13 protein-coding genes are annotated in these 15,995 nt (G+C 47.5%); 7 read left to right on the top strand and 6 right to left on the bottom strand.

Annotated features, from left to right (window positions below):
- Window positions 1-204 precede the first annotated feature (204 nt).
- Window positions 205-1,170, top strand: coding sequence for a LysR family transcriptional regulator (locus L1D44_RS17570; protein ID WP_239892616.1), 966 nt, complete (start codon window positions 205-207; stop codon window positions 1,168-1,170).
- A gap of 69 nt (window positions 1,171-1,239) precedes the next feature.
- Here the strand turns inward: L1D44_RS17570 and L1D44_RS17575 are convergent, their stop codons facing one another.
- Window positions 1,240-2,208: a LysR family transcriptional regulator gene (locus tag L1D44_RS17575; RefSeq protein ID WP_239892617.1), complete on the bottom strand. Its 969-nt coding sequence runs from the start codon at window positions 2,206-2,208 to the stop codon at window positions 1,240-1,242.
- A gap of 230 nt (window positions 2,209-2,438) precedes the next feature.
- Between L1D44_RS17575 and menD the strand changes: the two genes are divergently transcribed.
- The 4 genes from menD (at window position 2,439) to menE (ending at window position 7,582) form a co-directional block, all read left to right on the top strand.
- Window positions 2,439-4,148 carry a 2-succinyl-5-enolpyruvyl-6-hydroxy-3-cyclohexene-1-carboxylic-acid synthase gene (gene menD / locus L1D44_RS17580; protein ID WP_239892618.1) on the top strand — a complete coding sequence of 570 codons (1,710 nt, stop codon included), beginning with the start codon at window positions 2,439-2,441 and terminating at the stop codon, window positions 4,146-4,148.
- Window positions 4,148-4,936 (top strand): 2-succinyl-6-hydroxy-2,4-cyclohexadiene-1-carboxylate synthase, encoded by a 789-nt coding sequence (gene menH / locus L1D44_RS17585; RefSeq protein WP_239892619.1) that lies wholly within the window; start codon window positions 4,148-4,150, stop codon window positions 4,934-4,936. Before menD ends, menH begins: the two co-directional genes overlap by 1 nt.
- An 18-nt stretch (window positions 4,937-4,954) precedes the next feature.
- A complete protein-coding gene (gene menC, locus L1D44_RS17590) occupies window positions 4,955-6,016 on the top strand; it encodes an o-succinylbenzoate synthase (protein ID WP_239892620.1) in 1,062 nt (353 codons plus the stop codon).
- Between the two features lie 81 nt (window positions 6,017-6,097).
- Window positions 6,098-7,582: an o-succinylbenzoate--CoA ligase gene (menE, locus tag L1D44_RS17595; RefSeq protein WP_239892621.1), complete on the top strand. Its 1,485-nt coding sequence runs from the start codon at window positions 6,098-6,100 to the stop codon at window positions 7,580-7,582.
- A 1,013-nt stretch (window positions 7,583-8,595) separates the two neighbouring features.
- On the opposite strand, the gene rpoH is transcribed toward menE, so the two are convergent.
- From rpoH to ftsY, 4 genes are all read right to left on the bottom strand, one after another.
- Window positions 8,596-9,453, bottom strand: coding sequence for an RNA polymerase sigma factor RpoH (gene rpoH, locus L1D44_RS17600; RefSeq protein WP_239892622.1), 858 nt, complete (start codon window positions 9,451-9,453; stop codon window positions 8,596-8,598).
- A gap of 220 nt (window positions 9,454-9,673) precedes the next feature.
- On the bottom strand, window positions 9,674-10,639 hold the full coding sequence (gene ftsX, locus L1D44_RS17605; RefSeq protein WP_239892623.1) for a permease-like cell division protein FtsX: 966 nt from the start codon (window positions 10,637-10,639) through the stop codon (window positions 9,674-9,676).
- 10 nt (window positions 10,640-10,649) lie between these two features.
- On the bottom strand, window positions 10,650-11,342 hold the full coding sequence (ftsE, locus tag L1D44_RS17610) for a cell division ATP-binding protein FtsE (protein ID WP_239892624.1): 693 nt from the start codon (window positions 11,340-11,342) through the stop codon (window positions 10,650-10,652).
- Between the two features lie 71 nt (window positions 11,343-11,413).
- Window positions 11,414-13,474: a signal recognition particle-docking protein FtsY gene (gene ftsY, locus L1D44_RS17615; RefSeq protein ID WP_239892625.1), complete on the bottom strand. Its 2,061-nt coding sequence runs from the start codon at window positions 13,472-13,474 to the stop codon at window positions 11,414-11,416.
- A gap of 225 nt (window positions 13,475-13,699) precedes the next feature.
- On the opposite strand from ftsY, the gene rsmD reads away from it, so the two are divergent.
- Both rsmD and L1D44_RS17625 read left to right on the top strand, forming a co-directional pair.
- Window positions 13,700-14,320 (top strand): 16S rRNA (guanine(966)-N(2))-methyltransferase RsmD, encoded by a 621-nt coding sequence (rsmD, locus tag L1D44_RS17620; RefSeq protein ID WP_239892626.1) that lies wholly within the window; start codon window positions 13,700-13,702, stop codon window positions 14,318-14,320.
- Window positions 14,321-14,602, top strand: coding sequence for a DUF1145 domain-containing protein (locus L1D44_RS17625; protein WP_239892627.1), 282 nt, complete (start codon window positions 14,321-14,323; stop codon window positions 14,600-14,602).
- Window positions 14,603-15,167: 565 nt separating this feature from the next.
- On the opposite strand, the gene L1D44_RS17630 is transcribed toward L1D44_RS17625, so the two are convergent.
- The gene (locus L1D44_RS17630; RefSeq protein WP_220770013.1) at window positions 15,168-15,731 is read right to left on the bottom strand and encodes a NapC/NirT family cytochrome c; all 564 of its coding nucleotides are present in this window, start codon (window positions 15,729-15,731) and stop codon (window positions 15,168-15,170) included.
- Window positions 15,732-15,995: the final 264 nt, after the last annotated feature.

The following is a 15,995-nucleotide window of genomic DNA, read 5'->3' on the forward strand; positions in this document are numbered from 1 at the left end:
ATATACTCCTACAAAGGCCAGCTTATGGGCTTTAACCTTGTTTTTACTAAGAAATACCCAAAATAGATTTCCCAAAATCAATATATGAATAACTCACAACTCTACAAAAACTTTAATTTTAAAAACTAGCAAAATAAAATTAGTATTAAAAATTCAAATTGGTTATTATCAAATTCAACACTTGACTATTAACAGGCACTTAATATGAGAGACATTAGCTTCAGCGACCTAGATTTATTAAGTATAAATATTTTCGTCAATCTATATGAGAATAGATCGGCAACATTTGTATCTCATAAGTTAAATGTGCCAGCTCCTAAAATTAGCCGCTGCTTGAAACATGCTAGAGAGATTTTTGGAAATGAATTATTCATTCGTAAGAAGCATGGCTTAGTACCCAATGAGTTTGCAGGACAAATCTACCCTATAGCAAAAGAAATCCTTGAGTGCTCTAAAAACCTGCAGAAACTAAATGGGGTTCATGGATTAACCCCACAATATCATTTTGAAATCCTTGCCCCCGACTTGATCTCATACCCTTTCCCTAAAGTGCTACTTAATGCCATTAAGAATGCAGGTAAAGATATAAGCTTCAATATTTCATCGTGGACTAAACACTCTATCAACGACATCATCAGCGGTGAAGCCGATCTCGGTCTTTGTTGTAGCAAAATGCTAGACAACATAAAAGAGCGCGATAACTCACTCAACGCGATCCCGTTAAAGAAACTCAACAAGCTCTTCTTAGTTTGTAATCATGAGCATCCTATCTTAAAAGAAGAGATCACTTTAGAGTCCATTGCTCAATACCCATTTATTAACAGTAATATGGGTCATTCAGAGCAAGAGCTGAGTCCTTATCAGGAGTTTTGCTTATCACAGCACATTAAGCTTACTACAGAGATGAACTTAACAGGCTTAACGGGGTTATTTGAATATTTACGCTCTAGCCAAGGTATCGCCCTACTGCCGTACAGCTCAATATTTACAATGATTAACAACACTCCCGACCTACATGCCTGCCGCTTATCCGATGTGGAGTCTGAGCGACTATACATGCACGTTAAAGAACCAAATCTTTATCTTGTCTACAGTGATAATAATGAAGAGCCAAACCTTCACTGGCTCGCCTCAGAGCTCAGGGGCTTAGTAGAGCTATTTTTACACTAATAGTAGAAATGTAAGCCAAGGAGCTAATAAAAAAGAGTGCATTGCACTCTCTTTTATTAGTGGGAATTTCTAATCTCGCTTTTGCTGTTCATATAATTCTTGTGCAAGCGCGAGTTTTTTCTGTAATAGTTTAGATAACGCCTTGGAGAATTCGCTCTCATGAGATTGATGATACTGTAAGTAATACCTGTAGTTTTCACGATCGCGGTTAGGAAAGAGCACCTGGTTATAAAAATCGGTCACATCGATATAATCGATATCGTTGCATGTATTGAAGTACAGATAAGAAAAAACCGAGGCGGTCCAACAAACATCATCCGTCTTAGCAAGATGATTAAGCGCCATCGCTAGGCTCGCCGTTTTAAAACTCACCTTAATGTCTAAGTTTTGCTTTTTGGCATAGCCTTCAAACCAATGCTCGACCAATCCCACTTTTGAGTAATTGATAAATACCATTTTATTACTCAGCAAATTACTTAGCGTCACCTCTTGCTGAAAAATTGGGTGGTTTTTCTTTGCTGCCAAGAAGAAGTAGCGGACATCGCCAAGCTTTACGTTTTTCACCGACTCCGATAGCCTTGAGTTCACGGTAATCGCGTAGTCAATCTTTCCTTGTGCCAGCAGCTCTTGGACATTATCACTCCAGGGCTGAATACTCACCGACATTTCCCGCCCTAGACTTTGACAAACTTCGGAGATCGATTCGACCAAGAAGCCGGATAGATGCTCCTGTGCAGCGATAACTAACCGATTGCTATCCGATGAGGTGCTAGTGATTTCAACCAGCTCCTCATAACCCTGTACAATCGATTTCGCAATAGGGTATAGCCTGTCAGCCATGACATTTGGCTCAACGCCATATTGACGTCTTACAAACAATTCATCGTGGATCACTTCACGCATATTGCTGAGGGCACGGCTCACCTTAGGCTGAGTAGTATTGAGCTTTTGGGCAACCACAGAGCCATTTCTAAACTCAACCAACCCAACAAACACCTTAAGTGTGAAGTAATCTAACTTAGCAAGTTCCTTACGCATTCGTCTATATGCCTACAACATAGCTTAAAAAATCATTATAATTCAGCACTATAACACTGAAAAATAAACATTTTTGTTACTCCTATCACATCTATACCTATTAATAGGTATATACGATTAAAGCCCCACGTCTCTCTATAAAGGTCTCGCCACAGAAAACCCAAGAGGGATCATACTCCTTTGACCCAAAGCGAGTTAAACTAAGGCTATCAATGATATGGTACTCATCTATGCAAACTGAACACACTGCTGAACTAAACCTGCTTTGGGGAACTTTAATTTTAGAAGAGTTAGCCCGTTTAGGCGTTAAACATGTCTGTATGGCGCCAGGCTCTCGTTCGACCCCGTTAACACTTGCCGCAGCAAGGCAAACCAAGCTGAGCCAGCATCTGCACTTTGATGAGCGTGGACTCGGTTTTATGGCATTAGGTTTAGCCAAAGCCAGCCGAGCACCAGTTGCGATCATTACCACTTCAGGCACCGCTGTTGCCAACCTTTATCCTGCTATCATTGAGGCCTGGCTTACCCATGTGCCGTTAATCGTGCTATCAGGCGATCGACCACCAGAACTCATCGACTGCGGCGCCAATCAGGCCATCATTCAACCGGCTATCTTTGCTCAGTATGCCAAACAGCTTAACCTGCCGACGCCAGACTTGAGCATCGCCCCTCAGGCGCTGCTCAGCCTGTTAGATGAAGCAGTGTGTAACCAGTCGCAACCCGTTCATATCAACTGTATGTACCGCGAGCCTCTGTATCCCAATGAGCCTAAGGTTGATTTTGATCGCTACCTGGCACCGGTTAAACAGTGGCAACAGCAAACGACGCCCTATAACCAATTTGCCGCGCTAGGCGCGAGTCAGATGCCGACCTCAGATGCGCTTGCTCGATTCGTTCATGGCAAAGGCGTTATCGTAGCAGCCACCCTCGCGCCGGAGCAAAATCCAGAGCAGCTTATCGCCCTGGCTCAGAAGCTTGGTTGGCCAATCGTTACCGATGCGCAGTCGCAGCTTAGACAACATACAGGTGCCATCGGCAACATAGATCAGCTACTGCATCAGCCAAAATCGAAGGCGCTGTTAGCCCAAGCCGAGCGAGTCATCGTCTTTGGCGGTCGTATTCTCTCTAAGCGCCTTATCAGTTATCTCGCAGAGCAAAATTGGAAAGATTACTGGCAGGTACTGCCGCAGCAGCAAAGGCTAGATCCGAGCCACAAGCCTAAACAGCTGTGGATTGCGACAGCAGAGCAGTTTGCATCACTGAGCTGGCCGCGGTCTTCTCAAGCAAATTGGGCGCTCAATCTTGTGCAGTTCAATGATGAACTAGAGACCCTCTACCAGCAGCAGATAGATCATGCTGAGTTTGGTGAGGCGCAGACTATTCGCGCTATCGCGAACAGACAAACCGAGAAACAGCAGCTATTTATCGGCAACAGCCTACCTGTACGCCTATATGATATGTTTGCGCCTATCACTACCTCTAGCGCCCATGTATTTACTAATCGCGGCGCATCGGGCATCGATGGTTTATTAGCAACGGCCTGCGGCGTAGCGATTGCAGAAGCAAAGCCAACAACTCTGATTATTGGCGATATCTCAGCGCTGCATGATCTAAACTCACTCGCCATTGCCCGCAGTGTTACCAGCCCGCTAGTGATCGTGATTCTCAACAATGATGGCGGCAATATCTTTAACTTACTGCCTGTGCCTAATGAGCAACTCAGAACCGACTATTACCGCTTGTCCCATGGCCTAGAGTTTGGCTTCGGTGCCGCCATGTTTGGCCTAGCCTACAATCAGGTTGATTCATTAACCGACTTTATCGAGTCCTATGAGTACGCCATGACCTACTCAGGCCCCTCAGTGATTGAGGTAAGCGTCTCGCAAAATCAGGCCAGCGATCAGATAGCTCAGATAGCAAGCTGGATAAAGCAGAGCTGATGTTAAGCTACCGCACAGCCGGAAAAATCGGCGCGCCATGTGTAGTCTTTCTGCATGGATTTTTAGGCAGCAAAGAGGATTGGAATGAGATCGTCGAGCAGCTAGGCGATGATTTCTTCTGCGTCAGCCTCGACCTTCCCGGCCATGGCGCTAGCAAGAGTGCCATGCTAGCGACACCAGGATTTAACCAATGTGCCGAGCTTATTCACACCACGCTAAAACAGCTTAATATCAGCCAGTATCATCTCGTAGGTTACTCACTCGGTGGCCGCATCGCACTGCATTTGGCGCGATGCTATCCACAGGCACTGCAGAGCCTCTGCTTAGAGTCTTGTCATCCGGGACTTCAAGAGCAGACTGCTAGAGCCGAGCGTAAAGCTAACGATATGGCATGGACGCAGAAGTTACAGACTCTGCCTATCAGGGAGTTTCTAGCCCTTTGGTATCGACAGGCCGTATTTAGCGACTTAACCGAAGCGGAGCGGGTTCAGCTTATCAACAAGCGCGCGAGTAACAGCCCTTTGCAGCTACTCAACTGCTACCAAGCAACCTCCTTGGCCGAGCAAGATGATCTCTGGGATACTCCAAGTCTGCTATCGGTTAGCAGTCACTTTATTGCTGGTTACCAAGACCATAAATTTATGGCGCTAGCCAAGCGCTGGCAAGAGCAACAGCCGCTATCACTACACTGCATCGAGGCCAGTGGCCATAACGTGCACCTTGCGGCTCCTCGAGCTTTCGCGAAGCAACTCAATACCATTTTTACAGTTACTCCTTCTAACTCCTAAGCAGACAGTGAGCCCTACATGACCGCGACTCTACAGCAAGCAACGCCATTAACCTTAACTCAGTTAAGTCTGTATCAGTTTGCCATCGACTTAGACAAGCCACTGCCCGTAGGCAAACAGCGTATCGAGCAGCGATGCGGACTCGTGTTGGTTGCACAGGTCGGATCGCAACAGGAGTGGGTAGAGATCTCGCCGCTTTCTGGCGCCGATAACCAAGGCGCATCAATTATAGGTTTCAGCCAAGAGACGCTTGATGAAGTAAGCCAGCAGTTACTCGCAATACTGCCAGAGCTACAGCAACAACCTATTGAGCGTTTATTAGATCTTGCCGAACGAAGCCAACTCCCGTCGCTGGCTTACGGCCTGAGTCTTATGCATGCCAAGCTAGTAGGCAAACTTGACGGACACAGTTTAAGCGCGCGCACAGTGCCGCTTATCTATCGTCAAGCGAACGAACCTATGAGCCTTGTGGCAAAAAGGGTCAGCGCGCTGCCTGAGACAAGCCTGTCAGTCAAAGTGAAAGTGGCTCAAGAGCCATTAGAAGATGAGTTGCAACTTATCCACCAGATCTTGGCGATCCGCCCTAAGCTCAAGCTACGCCTAGACGCTAACCGTGGCTTTAGCCTAGAGCAGGCCATTGAATTTGCAGCCTGCCTGCCACTCGAAAGTATCGAGTACATTGAGGAGCCTTGCCAAAATCCACAAGACAACAGCGCATTCTATCAAGCGATTGAGATGCCTTGGGCGCTGGATGAATCACTTAACCAGCCAGATTATCAATTTGAAATGCAGCCAGGACTTACCGCACTGATTATCAAGCCGACTCTACTGGGTAACCTAGAAAAGCTACAAGGCCTGATTGAGACTGCAGGGGAACATGGCGTCCGCGCAATTTTGAGCTCAAGTTTGGAGGCAAGCCTAGGTATTGAGGCCATCAGCCGACTGGCACAGATCTTAACGCCCGATGAGATCCCAGGCATAGATACCCTCGGCGCCTTTAGCCAAGATCTGCTAGTAAGTTCAGGCAAAGAGCACAGCCTCAAGCTGGAAGACTTGACACTATTACTGGCGCTGAAATAACAAGTTAACTCTGAAGATAAAAATAAAAGACCACAATATAAGACAACAAGCCAAATAACCGATAATTGAACGGATAACTGCATGCAAGCTGATACAGTCTCACCCATCCATCACATCGCCAAATACCAAGGTGATAACCCTGCCTACAAGTATGAGGGTAAAACGGTGAGTTATCAGCAACTAAGCCAACAAGTTATGGCTGTCGCTCAGCAGTTATCAGCGCAAAGGCTGCAAAGAGGTGATCGTCTCGCCTGCATTAGTCATAACTGCCCACAACTTGCTGCACTCTACTGGGCTTGTGTCGATAGCGGCATCCTGTTTTGCCCTATCTCACCACGCTTTGCGCCCCAGCAGATCATCGAATTAATGCAGACTCATAGCTACCACAGCTATTGGCTCGGAGCTGACACCTCGGCGAACTCGACACTGACCCAAGCCTTAAATCATCAAAAGCAGTTTGAGTCGGTCACTCTAGATTTTATCCGCCAAATCCAGCAGCCAGCGCCAGCCCTTGAACCTCATGAAGCTGTTAACGCGATTCTCACCTCCGGCAGCAGTGGCACACCCAAAGCCGCCGCCCATAGCTTAGCGAACCATATCGCCAGCGCTGCAGGTTCGAGTAAGCTGATCACCTTAACCGCAGGAGACAGCTGGTTACTATCGCTGCCCCTGTTCCATATTGGCGGACTCGCCATCTTAAACCGCTGCGCCCTCGCCGGCGCCTGTGTGGTATTCGAAGACAAAAGTCTCTCATTAGCCGAGCAGTTAACCCGAGATAAAGTCAGCCACCTGTCTCTGGTGAGCGCTCAACTACAGCAGCTGCTTAATGCAGGTGGTGATGGCAGTGATGGCAGCGATGGCGAGAGTAATACAGAAAGCGACTGCTTAAGCCAAGTCAAAGCCATGTTACTGGGCGGCGGCGCGATCTCAGCCGACCTATTAGCAGAATTAGCCAAGCGTAACATTAAGGCCTACACCAGCTACGGCATGACAGAGATGGGATCGCAGATCACCACTGGAAGCGCCCGCACCGACGGTTCCAGCGGCACGCTGTTATCGGGACGAGAGTTGAAGATTATTGACGGAGAGATCTGGGTAAAAGGCGAGTGCCTATTTCTCGGCTATTTAACCGAGGATGGTTTTAATCTGCCACTGGATAAAGACGGCTGGTTCTACACCAAGGACTTGGGCCACTTTGATGAAAACGGCAATCTCTGCATCGACGGTCGAGCTGACAACATGTTCATCAGCGGCGGCGAAAACATCCAACCGGAGGAGATCGAAACCGCTTTAAAGCTACATCCGTTAATCAGCGATGCCATCGTTTTCCCCGTGGCAGACGCTAAGTTTGGCAACTTACCAGCAGCCATACTTAAGCTTAATGAGAGTAAGCTTGATAACTCTTACAGCCGTATGCCTGACGAAGCAGAGTTAACTGAGTTTCTCGCAGATAAAATTGCCCGCTTTAAGCGACCAAGGCAATATTATCCTTGGGCAGAGGTTAGCAGCGCAGGGATTAAGGTTATCCGTAAACAGGTGATTGAAGCTGTTAAGCTCGCGAAATAATGAGTTGAATTTCAGTCAACTTTGACACTTCAATCAAGCTTCGCTTGATAAACATCGTAAAGTGTCATTCCTCTGCAGAGAGGAAACCTCCAGCACTATGGTTCCAAGGCCTGCGGCCGAAGTACTCTGTGATGCTTGTTAGACACAGCCTAACTGCAACAAACACAGCAGCTTAACTGTTTTTATTTCAGTATCTAATGTCGTCATTAGTCACGGCCTCCATCAGATGCAGCTAATTGCCTGCAGCAGGCGTATGTGCAGCGGCTAAGGGTTTCATTTGCGTGAAACTAACGCTGGCTTTAAATCTAATGCTTTGAATCTTTAATCTCATCGTCATTTGATGCTAGAAACCAACTTCCAGCAATAGTGGTTCCAATGGCCTGCAGCCGGCGCATGTGCAGACACTTCTGAGGCACGCTTTACGCCGTCCTTGACCGCTCAACGAAAACATCCATGTTTCCGACGGCCTCAGCTGTATCTACACTGAGTTAGAAAGGCACAATCACTAGGTTTCAGTGTTCATAACAGAAAAGCACAAGCCTACCAATCGCTAATCAACTCCCAGAAAACACCACTTCCCCATCGAAGTTGCCGAAGTACGTTGGAATAAATCACGTGATGCCGACATGGACGTCGGCATAGCTTTCGCGGGGCAGGATGCCCCATCGGAAGCGTTAGTGATTTATCCATAAGTATGAGGATCAACAACTTCGTCGGGGGCGCTGAGGGTTCGCTAAGGGGGACAAGCGCTTTCCCCCTTGGCTCGGGTGTGGGCGAAGCGCCACGACCTTTTATCAAGCGCAGCTTGATAGCTAACACTTGTTAGACGCAGTCTAACTTAAAGGTCAGGTGTAGCCTGATGCCACTGACACATGTGTCAGCCCAAATTCCAGACATAAAGCCAAAAGCTATCCATCCATGGGCTTTTGGCATAAATGTTCCAGACATAAAAAAACCTGCTTGGGTAAGCAGGTTTCAATTATTAATAAAGTCGCTAAAGCTGATACGAAGCTTTAAGCTTCCATACAGCCTTTAAGCTTATTCATTGCATTCTTTTCCAATTGTCGGATACGTTCAGCAGACACTTGGTAAGTCGCCGCTAAATCTTGCAATGTGGTCTTGTCTTCATCTAACCAACGCGCCTTAAGAATATGCTGGCTACGCTCATCAAGGGTCTTGATGGCCGATAGCAGACGCGCTTGGTTATTCTGTTCCCAGTTGTCATTCTCAACTTGAGACGCTAAATCTGACGAGTGATCTTCAAGATAATGCATAGGAGCATAATCATGTTCATCATCGTTGTCGCTAGCGAGATCGAAGGCAGGATCTTGCGCCGCCATGCGCGATTCCATCTCGGTCACATCGGCTTTCGATACGCCTAAACTGTCGGCAACCATGCCCACTTCGCTATCGCTAAACCAACCTAGACGGGTCTTAGCCTTACGCAGGTTGAAGAATAATTTACGTTGCGCCTTAGTGGTGGCGACTTTAACGATGCGCCAGTTTTTCAGCACATACTCATGAATTTCAGCTTTAATCCAATGTACGGCAAACGATACCAAGCGAACGCCCACATCGGGGTCGAAACGCTTAACCGCTTTCATCAGGCCGATATTACCTTCTTGGATTAAGTCAGCTTGTGGCAAGCCATAGCCAGCGTAACCCTTTGCAACGTGTACCACGAAACGCAGGTGCGACATAATCAGCTGTTTTGCAGCCTGTAGGTCACCAGTTTCCTGTAGACGCTTCGCTAGCTCATATTCTTTATCAGCTTCCAACATTGGAATGTTGTGTGCTGAATGAACATAAGACTCGAGGCTGCCGCTACTTTGGGGAACCATCAGTGCCATTGATTGCGCTTGATCTGTCATTTACGCTCCTACTACTTTCTTACAAAGGTCTTGCTTAAATCTACGTTCTCATCCACTCATTACTGAAATGGACAGTGAACTATCGACTAATTGACAAAATATGTCAACCATCGGTTTTATCTAATATGGGTCAATACTCATTATAGACGTATAGAGTCTTGCACCTAGTTATGGGCAACGCAAATGAAAAAAAGTTCACCTTTTAGCCATTGCCACTAACCTATGACGGCTCTATCGCTCTTAAGTGTTGGCGTACAGAAAGGTAAGATCCTAACCAGCCTAAGAATGATGCCAGCAGCACCAATTGACCCAGTTCTGCAACGGAGAGAGACTCCATCTGCAGTTGACTGCCGTATAGGCCCAATAGCTCTGCCAACGCGGAGTCGAGATACCAAACCAACAGATTGATAATGACCCAGGCTAATATGCCGCCAATTATTCCATACCAGATCCCGGTATAGAGGAAGGGCCGCTGAATAAAGGCTTCGGTAGCACCGACTAGCTTCATCACCTCAATTTCGGTGCGACGGTTCATAATCGCTAGGCGGATGGTGTTACCTATCACCAGCACCACGGCGAGCACTAGCAGTGCAGCAATCGCCAGCACGGTACGCTCTAATAGCTTGACCACAGCTTGTAGGCGCTCTAGCCATTCGATATCTAACCGACCAAAGCTAACCTCAGGCTCTTGCTCTAGTTTACGCAGCAGCTCTCTTGCACCTGCTGGACTTGAATATTTAAGACTCGGGGTCACCATCACCACTGCTGGTAGCGGATTCGAGTCTAGATAAGAGAGCGCCTCACCAAAACCCGAAAGGCGCTGAAACTCTTCTAATGCCTGATCGCGATCGATATAGTTCACATCACTCACCTCAGGGTAAACCTTTAGGCGAGTAATCAAACTCTGGATCACCGTGTCGCTGCGCCCCTCATCGATAAACAGAGATATTTCGGCGGCGCTATTCCAAGACTCGGTAATGGTCTCGGCATTTTTCACCAATACCTGCAACGCAGCAGGTAAGCTGAGGCTAACACCAAGGACGGCCATGGTCATGATAGAGGACACTGGGTTGCGCCATAACTCTCCCATACTCGCCATTGCATGTTGAATGTGACGGATGAAAAACATCACGATGCGACCGGAGATCGGTAACTTACTGCGATTTAACTGAGGCTGCTTACTCATGACTTTATCCTCAGAAACTGCCAGGGTTATCTTGGCTAGTGAGCTCTTCGGCTCCCAAGACTCGACCTTGCTTAAGGGTTAAGGTGCGGTATTTCATCCGCGCAATAAGTCCCAGATCATGGGTTGCGATAAGGACGGTTGTACCAGAGTCATTAAAAGTCTCAAACAGGCGCAAAATATCCATCGACAACTTAGGATCTAAGTTACCCGTTGGCTCATCGGCTAATAATAGAGGCGGCTTGTTTACAATTGCGCGAGCGATCCCCACCCTCTGTTGCTCACCACCAGACAACATAATTGGGTTATGTCGCTCTTTGCCGTACAGGCCAACCATATCGAGCGCACCTGCAACGCGTTTACGAATTTCGCCAATAGAGAAACCTTCGATCATCAATGGCAGCGCGACGTTATCGAACACACTCTTGTTCATTAATAGATGATGGTTTTGGAAAATCATGCCGATATCACGACGCAGATAAGGCACCTGCGAGCGCTTAACTTTAGCGATATCATGGCCATTAATTGACACGCGACCACCATTCGCCCTTTCAATAACGGTGATCAGCTTGAGTAGCGTACTCTTACCTGCGCCGGAGTGACCCGTTAAAAAGGCCATCTCACCACGCTTTAGATGGAAACTCACATCCGATAGGGCTTTTTGCCCTCCGGGATAGACTTTACTTACCTGCTCAAATCGAATCATTAATTAGATTTCTTGTTAGTTGGCGATATCGTATCGAGTATGCTGTTTAAATTATCTTCTATAAGCTAACGCTATTTAACGTCTTTGTCGTCTTTTGTCTGGCTAAACAAGGCTTCGATAAAGTCTTTTGCATCAAAAGTACGTAGATCGTCGATCTGCTCACCCACGCCGATATGACGAATAGGAATGCCAAACTTATCGGCGATAGCGAAGATCACCCCGCCCTTTGCGGTACCATCTAGCTTACTGATGGTGATACCCGTTACCCCGACTGCCTCTTGGAATAGCTGCGCCTGACTGATGGCGTTCTGACCCGTGCTCGCATCTAAGGTTAACATCACCTCGTGCGGTGCGGTTTCGTCTTGCTTTTGCATCACGCGAACGACCTTTTTAAGCTCGTCCATCAAGTGTGCCTTGTTCTGTAAACGACCTGCGGTATCGGCAATCAATACATCAACATTACGGGCACGAGCCGCTTGTAGTGCATCAAACAATACAGATGCGCTATCTGCGCCAGTATGCTGAGCGATAACAGGAATATCGTTACGTTGACCCCAAACCTGTAACTGCTCAACCGCGGCCGCACGGAAGGTATCACCCGCCGCTAACATGACAGATTTACCTTGCGCCTGATACTGCTTAGCCAGTTTACCAATAGTGGTAGTCTTACCCACACCGTTGACACCCACCATTAAGATCACAAAAGGACCATCGGCATTTTCTGGCACTAAAGGCACAGATACAGGATCGAGCGTCTTTTGCATCTCTTCACGTAGAAGATCGTATAGCGCTTCACCGTCTTTCAGCTGCTTACGGCTTGCCTGCTCGGTTAGGCTCTTAATTAGGCGGCTTGTCGTTTCAACACCGACATCGGCAATCAGTAATTGCTCTTCTAACTCTTCGAACAGATCGTCATCGATCTTCTTGCCGCTAAACAAACCGATAAAGCCGCTACCAATACTCTCACTGGTACGCTTAAGACCACGCTTTAGGCGGGCGAAAAGCCCCTCTTTTACCGGCTTAGCCTGTGGCTCTGGCTGTTGCTCTGCTTGTTCCGCAGCTTCTGCCTCAATACGTTCGGCTTCAGCTTGCTCTGCTGCCAGCCTTTCAGACTCAAGACGTTCAGCTTCGACTCTTTCGGCTTCAATTCTTTGGGTTTCGGCTTGCTCTGCAGCTACTCTTGCAGATTCAAGGCGTTCAGCTTCAAGACGCGCAGCTTCTGCTTGAGCCGCCTGCTCTGCCGCAAGACGAGCCTGTTCGGCTGCAGCTTCAGCCGCGACTCTTTCTGATTCAAGACGCTCTGATTCAAGACGCTCTGATTCAAGACGCTCGGCTTCGATTCTTTCGGCTTCGGCCTGCTCAGCAGCCACTCTTGCAGATTCAAGGCGTTCAGCTTCAAGACGAGCAGCTTCTGCTTTGGCCGCCTGCTCTGCCGCAAGACGAGCCTGTTCGGCTGCCGCTTCAGCCGCGACTCTTTCTGATTCAAGACGCTCTGATTCAAGACGCTCTGATTCAAGACGCTCGGCTTCGATTCTTTCGGCTTCGGCCTGCTCAGCAGCCACTCTTGCAGATTCAAGACGTTCCGCTTCAAGACGAGCAGCTTCTGCTTTGGCCGCCAGCTCTGCCGCAAGGCGTGCCTGTTCGGCTGCAGCTTCCGCCGCGACTCTTTCTGATTCAAGACGCGCAGCTTCGATTCTTTCGGCTTCGGCCTGCTCAGCAGCCACTCTTGCAGATTCAAGGCGTTCCGCTTCTGCTTGGGCCGCCTGCTCTGCCGCAAGGCGTGCCTGTTCGGCTGCAGCTTCCGCCGCGACTCTTTCTGATTCAAGACGCGCAGCTTCGATTCTTTCGGCTTCAATTCTTTGAGCCTCAGCCTGCTCTGCTGCCACTCTTTCTGTTTCGATGCGTTCAGCTTCAAGACGTGCGGCTTCTGCTTGCTCCGCAGCTAGGCGCGCTTCTTCTGCAAGCCTTTCAGTTTCGGCCTGCTCGGCTGCTACTCTTTCTAATTCAATGCGCTCCGCTTCAACTCTTTCAAGTTCAAGCTTTTCAGCTTCTAGTTTCGCCGCTTCTACAGCCTGCGCTTCTTCTTTAGATTTATCCTTGCGGAACCAGGAAAAAAAACCTTTCTTTGCCATGTGTGATACCGGTGCTCAAATAGCTGTACATAAATGCATTAGGGTGGAGGACGTTATATCAAAAACCAGCTCAAATTACGCTGATAAAAACAGCAAAAACGCCATTCAGACGGATTCTCATCACTGCTTTTTACCTTTTAGCTGTGCTTTGATATAAAATAACGACCTAAATTCAGACGGCATAGTCTACCACTTTCTTTCATTAGGCAAAATCACGAGGACACCATGGTCAAAAAAAGACCTTCTAGCGGTCAAGTTAGGATTATTTCAGGCCAGTGGCGCTCGCGAAAGCTGCCCATTCACGATCTTGAAGGACTGCGCCCAACCACTGATCGCGTCAGAGAGACTCTGTTCAACTGGATTGCTAATGATGTGCGTGGCGCTCGTGTACTCGACTGCTTTGCCGGTAGTGGCGCGTTAAGCCTAGAGTCACTGTCACGATACGCCAGTTACGCCAAGATTTTCGAGCTCCAGGCTCAAGCGGCGAAACAGCTTGTGGCTAATCTTGCCACGCTCAAGTGTGAGAACGCCGATGTCATCAAGGGTGATAGCCTAGCCTTACTTGCCAGCAAGCCGAGCGAAGGCTTCGATCTGGTGTTTATCGATCCGCCTTTTAGAAAGTCACTGGCGGAGAAGAGCATTAGCCTTATCGATCAGCATCAGTGGCTTAAGGATGATGCTCTGATCTACGTAGAAACAGAAAGCGAAATCGCCATGCTAACCGTACCGGCGAGCTGGAGCTTGCTAAAAGAGAAGAAGGCTGGTCAAGTGATCTATCGTTTATATCAATATTCAGCCGAGCCAGTGCTCGATGAAACGACAAGTGACACCGAGGAAACCAACTAAATGAAAGCTATGCTCGTTCTAGGTAAAATTGTGACCGCATTCGCTTGGTTAATGATGCTGTATAACCTAGCCATGCCATTTGAGGGCAATGTATCGGTGATCCTCAACATCCTATTTGTGATGACCATCTTTATGCACTGCTTTCAGACGTTCATCTTCCACACGCTGTTTAACACCTTGCTACCACTGAAAAAATCAGATTATCTGCAGGTCTTCCTTTTCGGCGTATTCAGCCTACTGCAGTATCGCAGGCAGGTTATGGATAAGCAGGCTCAGCTTTAAAAGAAGAACCTAGATCCTAGGGCGCTTCGCTGCGAGGACGGGCTAAGCCCTGCTAGGAAAAGCCAAAAGCACCACCTTTTCCGTCTCTTAGCTTTCCCGGCTTTTACCGGGCTTTGCTTTTCCTAGGACCTACGACCTAGATCCTAGGGCGCTTCGCTACGAGGGCGGACTACGCCCTACTAGGAAAATCAAAAGACTGACGGGCTCAAGCCCGATCTACAACAGTAAGATTGAAGCCGCTTTTTCGTCTTAGCTTGTACCGTCTTTGCTTTTCCATCTTTTCCGTAAGCGCAGCGTTCCGTCAGTGACGTAGTCACGTTCCCTAGGCCGCAGGCCGTTCGTCTTAGCTTTAAAAGAAGGGCCTAGAACCTAGGACCTTTCTTTGCCCCTCCTAGGACCTTTCCCGGCTTTTCCCTGCTTTATCCGATCTTTAAAAACAAAAAAGCCCCAATTAAGGGGCTTTTAGCGATTTAACTTGCTGCTTAGACTTGTTACTTAAAACAGCTTGGTTCACTCAGTGGCTAGGCTTATGCCTGAGCATTATCCCTTAGGATAAACGTGAGCATTATCCCTTAGGATAAACGTGAGCAACACCTTTGTGACAGTCTACACAAGTCTTACGCTTGTCTTCTTCTTTCTTGAAGTTGTTAGCGTGCATTCTCTTCGCCATCTTCTTCATAGTTTCAGGCTGGTTCTCGTAGATACGAGTGTGACAGTGCTGACAGTTAGCTGAGTCATTGCCTTTGAAATACTTAAGTGCTAGATCGGCTTGCTCTTTACGGTTTTCATCCAACCACTCTTGAGTGTTGAAACCGTCGATAGTTAGGTAACCGTATAGATCTTTAGATACGATGATCTTCTTAACTAGGTACTTAACTGGGTTGTGTGGAAGGTGACAATCTTGACATTGTACCGTGATACCCGCGCTACCGCCGCCGTGAGCAGATGCAAGCACTTCATCTTTTAATGAGTGGTTGCTGTGACAGCTCATACAGAACTCATCTGTACTCGTTGCGTGTAAAGTTTGTTGTGTAGCAAAGTAGCCAACAACACCGACAACGACACCGATAATCAGCAATGCCAGAATCGAAAATTTTGCGCTAGGTTTAAATAGTGCTCGCCAGTTCATCACTCATCTCCAAGTATTTAATTTTTATATCGATGTAAGTTAACTTCATCTCTATTTATTTGATCATTATAAACTAGATCCTAGTCATTGATCTGGAACTAAAAGTGCAAAATGAGACATGGCTCCAAATCTGTCTTTGGCGCCAACGTCAGCCTATGTTATATGCACCATCACTAAAGCTACGCTAAAGCATTGATTATCGCAAGGTTAATAAGTTACCAACCTGATATTAGGCTGATTTAGGTTATTTAATTTGAAATTCTT

The sequence above is a fragment of the Shewanella sp. Isolate13 genome (assembly GCF_022398325.1).
GTDB lineage: Bacteria > Pseudomonadota > Gammaproteobacteria > Enterobacterales > Shewanellaceae > Shewanella.

What these genes read in the sequence shown, in the direction of transcription:
- L1D44_RS17575 (WP_239892617.1), bottom strand. Translation starts at nt 2,208, where the DNA reads ATGCGTAAGGAACTTGCTAAGTTAGATTACTTCACACTTAAGGTGTTT.
- L1D44_RS17570 (WP_239892616.1), top strand. Translation starts at nt 205, where the DNA reads ATGAGAGACATTAGCTTCAGCGACCTAGATTTATTAAGTATAAATATT.
- menH (WP_239892619.1), top strand. Translation starts at nt 4,148, where the DNA reads ATGTTAAGCTACCGCACAGCCGGAAAAATCGGCGCGCCATGTGTAGTC.
- ftsX (WP_239892623.1), bottom strand. Translation starts at nt 10,639, where the DNA reads ATGAGTAAGCAGCCTCAGTTAAATCGCAGTAAGTTACCGATCTCCGGT.
- rpoH (WP_239892622.1), bottom strand. Translation starts at nt 9,453, where the DNA reads ATGACAGATCAAGCGCAATCAATGGCACTGATGGTTCCCCAAAGTAGC.
- L1D44_RS17625 (WP_239892627.1), top strand. Translation starts at nt 14,321, where the DNA reads ATGAAAGCTATGCTCGTTCTAGGTAAAATTGTGACCGCATTCGCTTGG.
- menD (WP_239892618.1), top strand. Translation starts at nt 2,439, where the DNA reads ATGCAAACTGAACACACTGCTGAACTAAACCTGCTTTGGGGAACTTTA.
- menE (WP_239892621.1), top strand. Translation starts at nt 6,098, where the DNA reads ATGCAAGCTGATACAGTCTCACCCATCCATCACATCGCCAAATACCAA.
- ftsE (WP_239892624.1), bottom strand. Translation starts at nt 11,342, where the DNA reads ATGATTCGATTTGAGCAGGTAAGTAAAGTCTATCCCGGAGGGCAAAAA.
- L1D44_RS17630 (WP_220770013.1), bottom strand. Translation starts at nt 15,731, where the DNA reads ATGAACTGGCGAGCACTATTTAAACCTAGCGCAAAATTTTCGATTCTG.
- menC (WP_239892620.1), top strand. Translation starts at nt 4,955, where the DNA reads ATGACCGCGACTCTACAGCAAGCAACGCCATTAACCTTAACTCAGTTA.
- rsmD (WP_239892626.1), top strand. Translation starts at nt 13,700, where the DNA reads ATGGTCAAAAAAAGACCTTCTAGCGGTCAAGTTAGGATTATTTCAGGC.
- ftsY (WP_239892625.1), bottom strand. Translation starts at nt 13,474, where the DNA reads ATGGCAAAGAAAGGTTTTTTTTCCTGGTTCCGCAAGGATAAATCTAAA.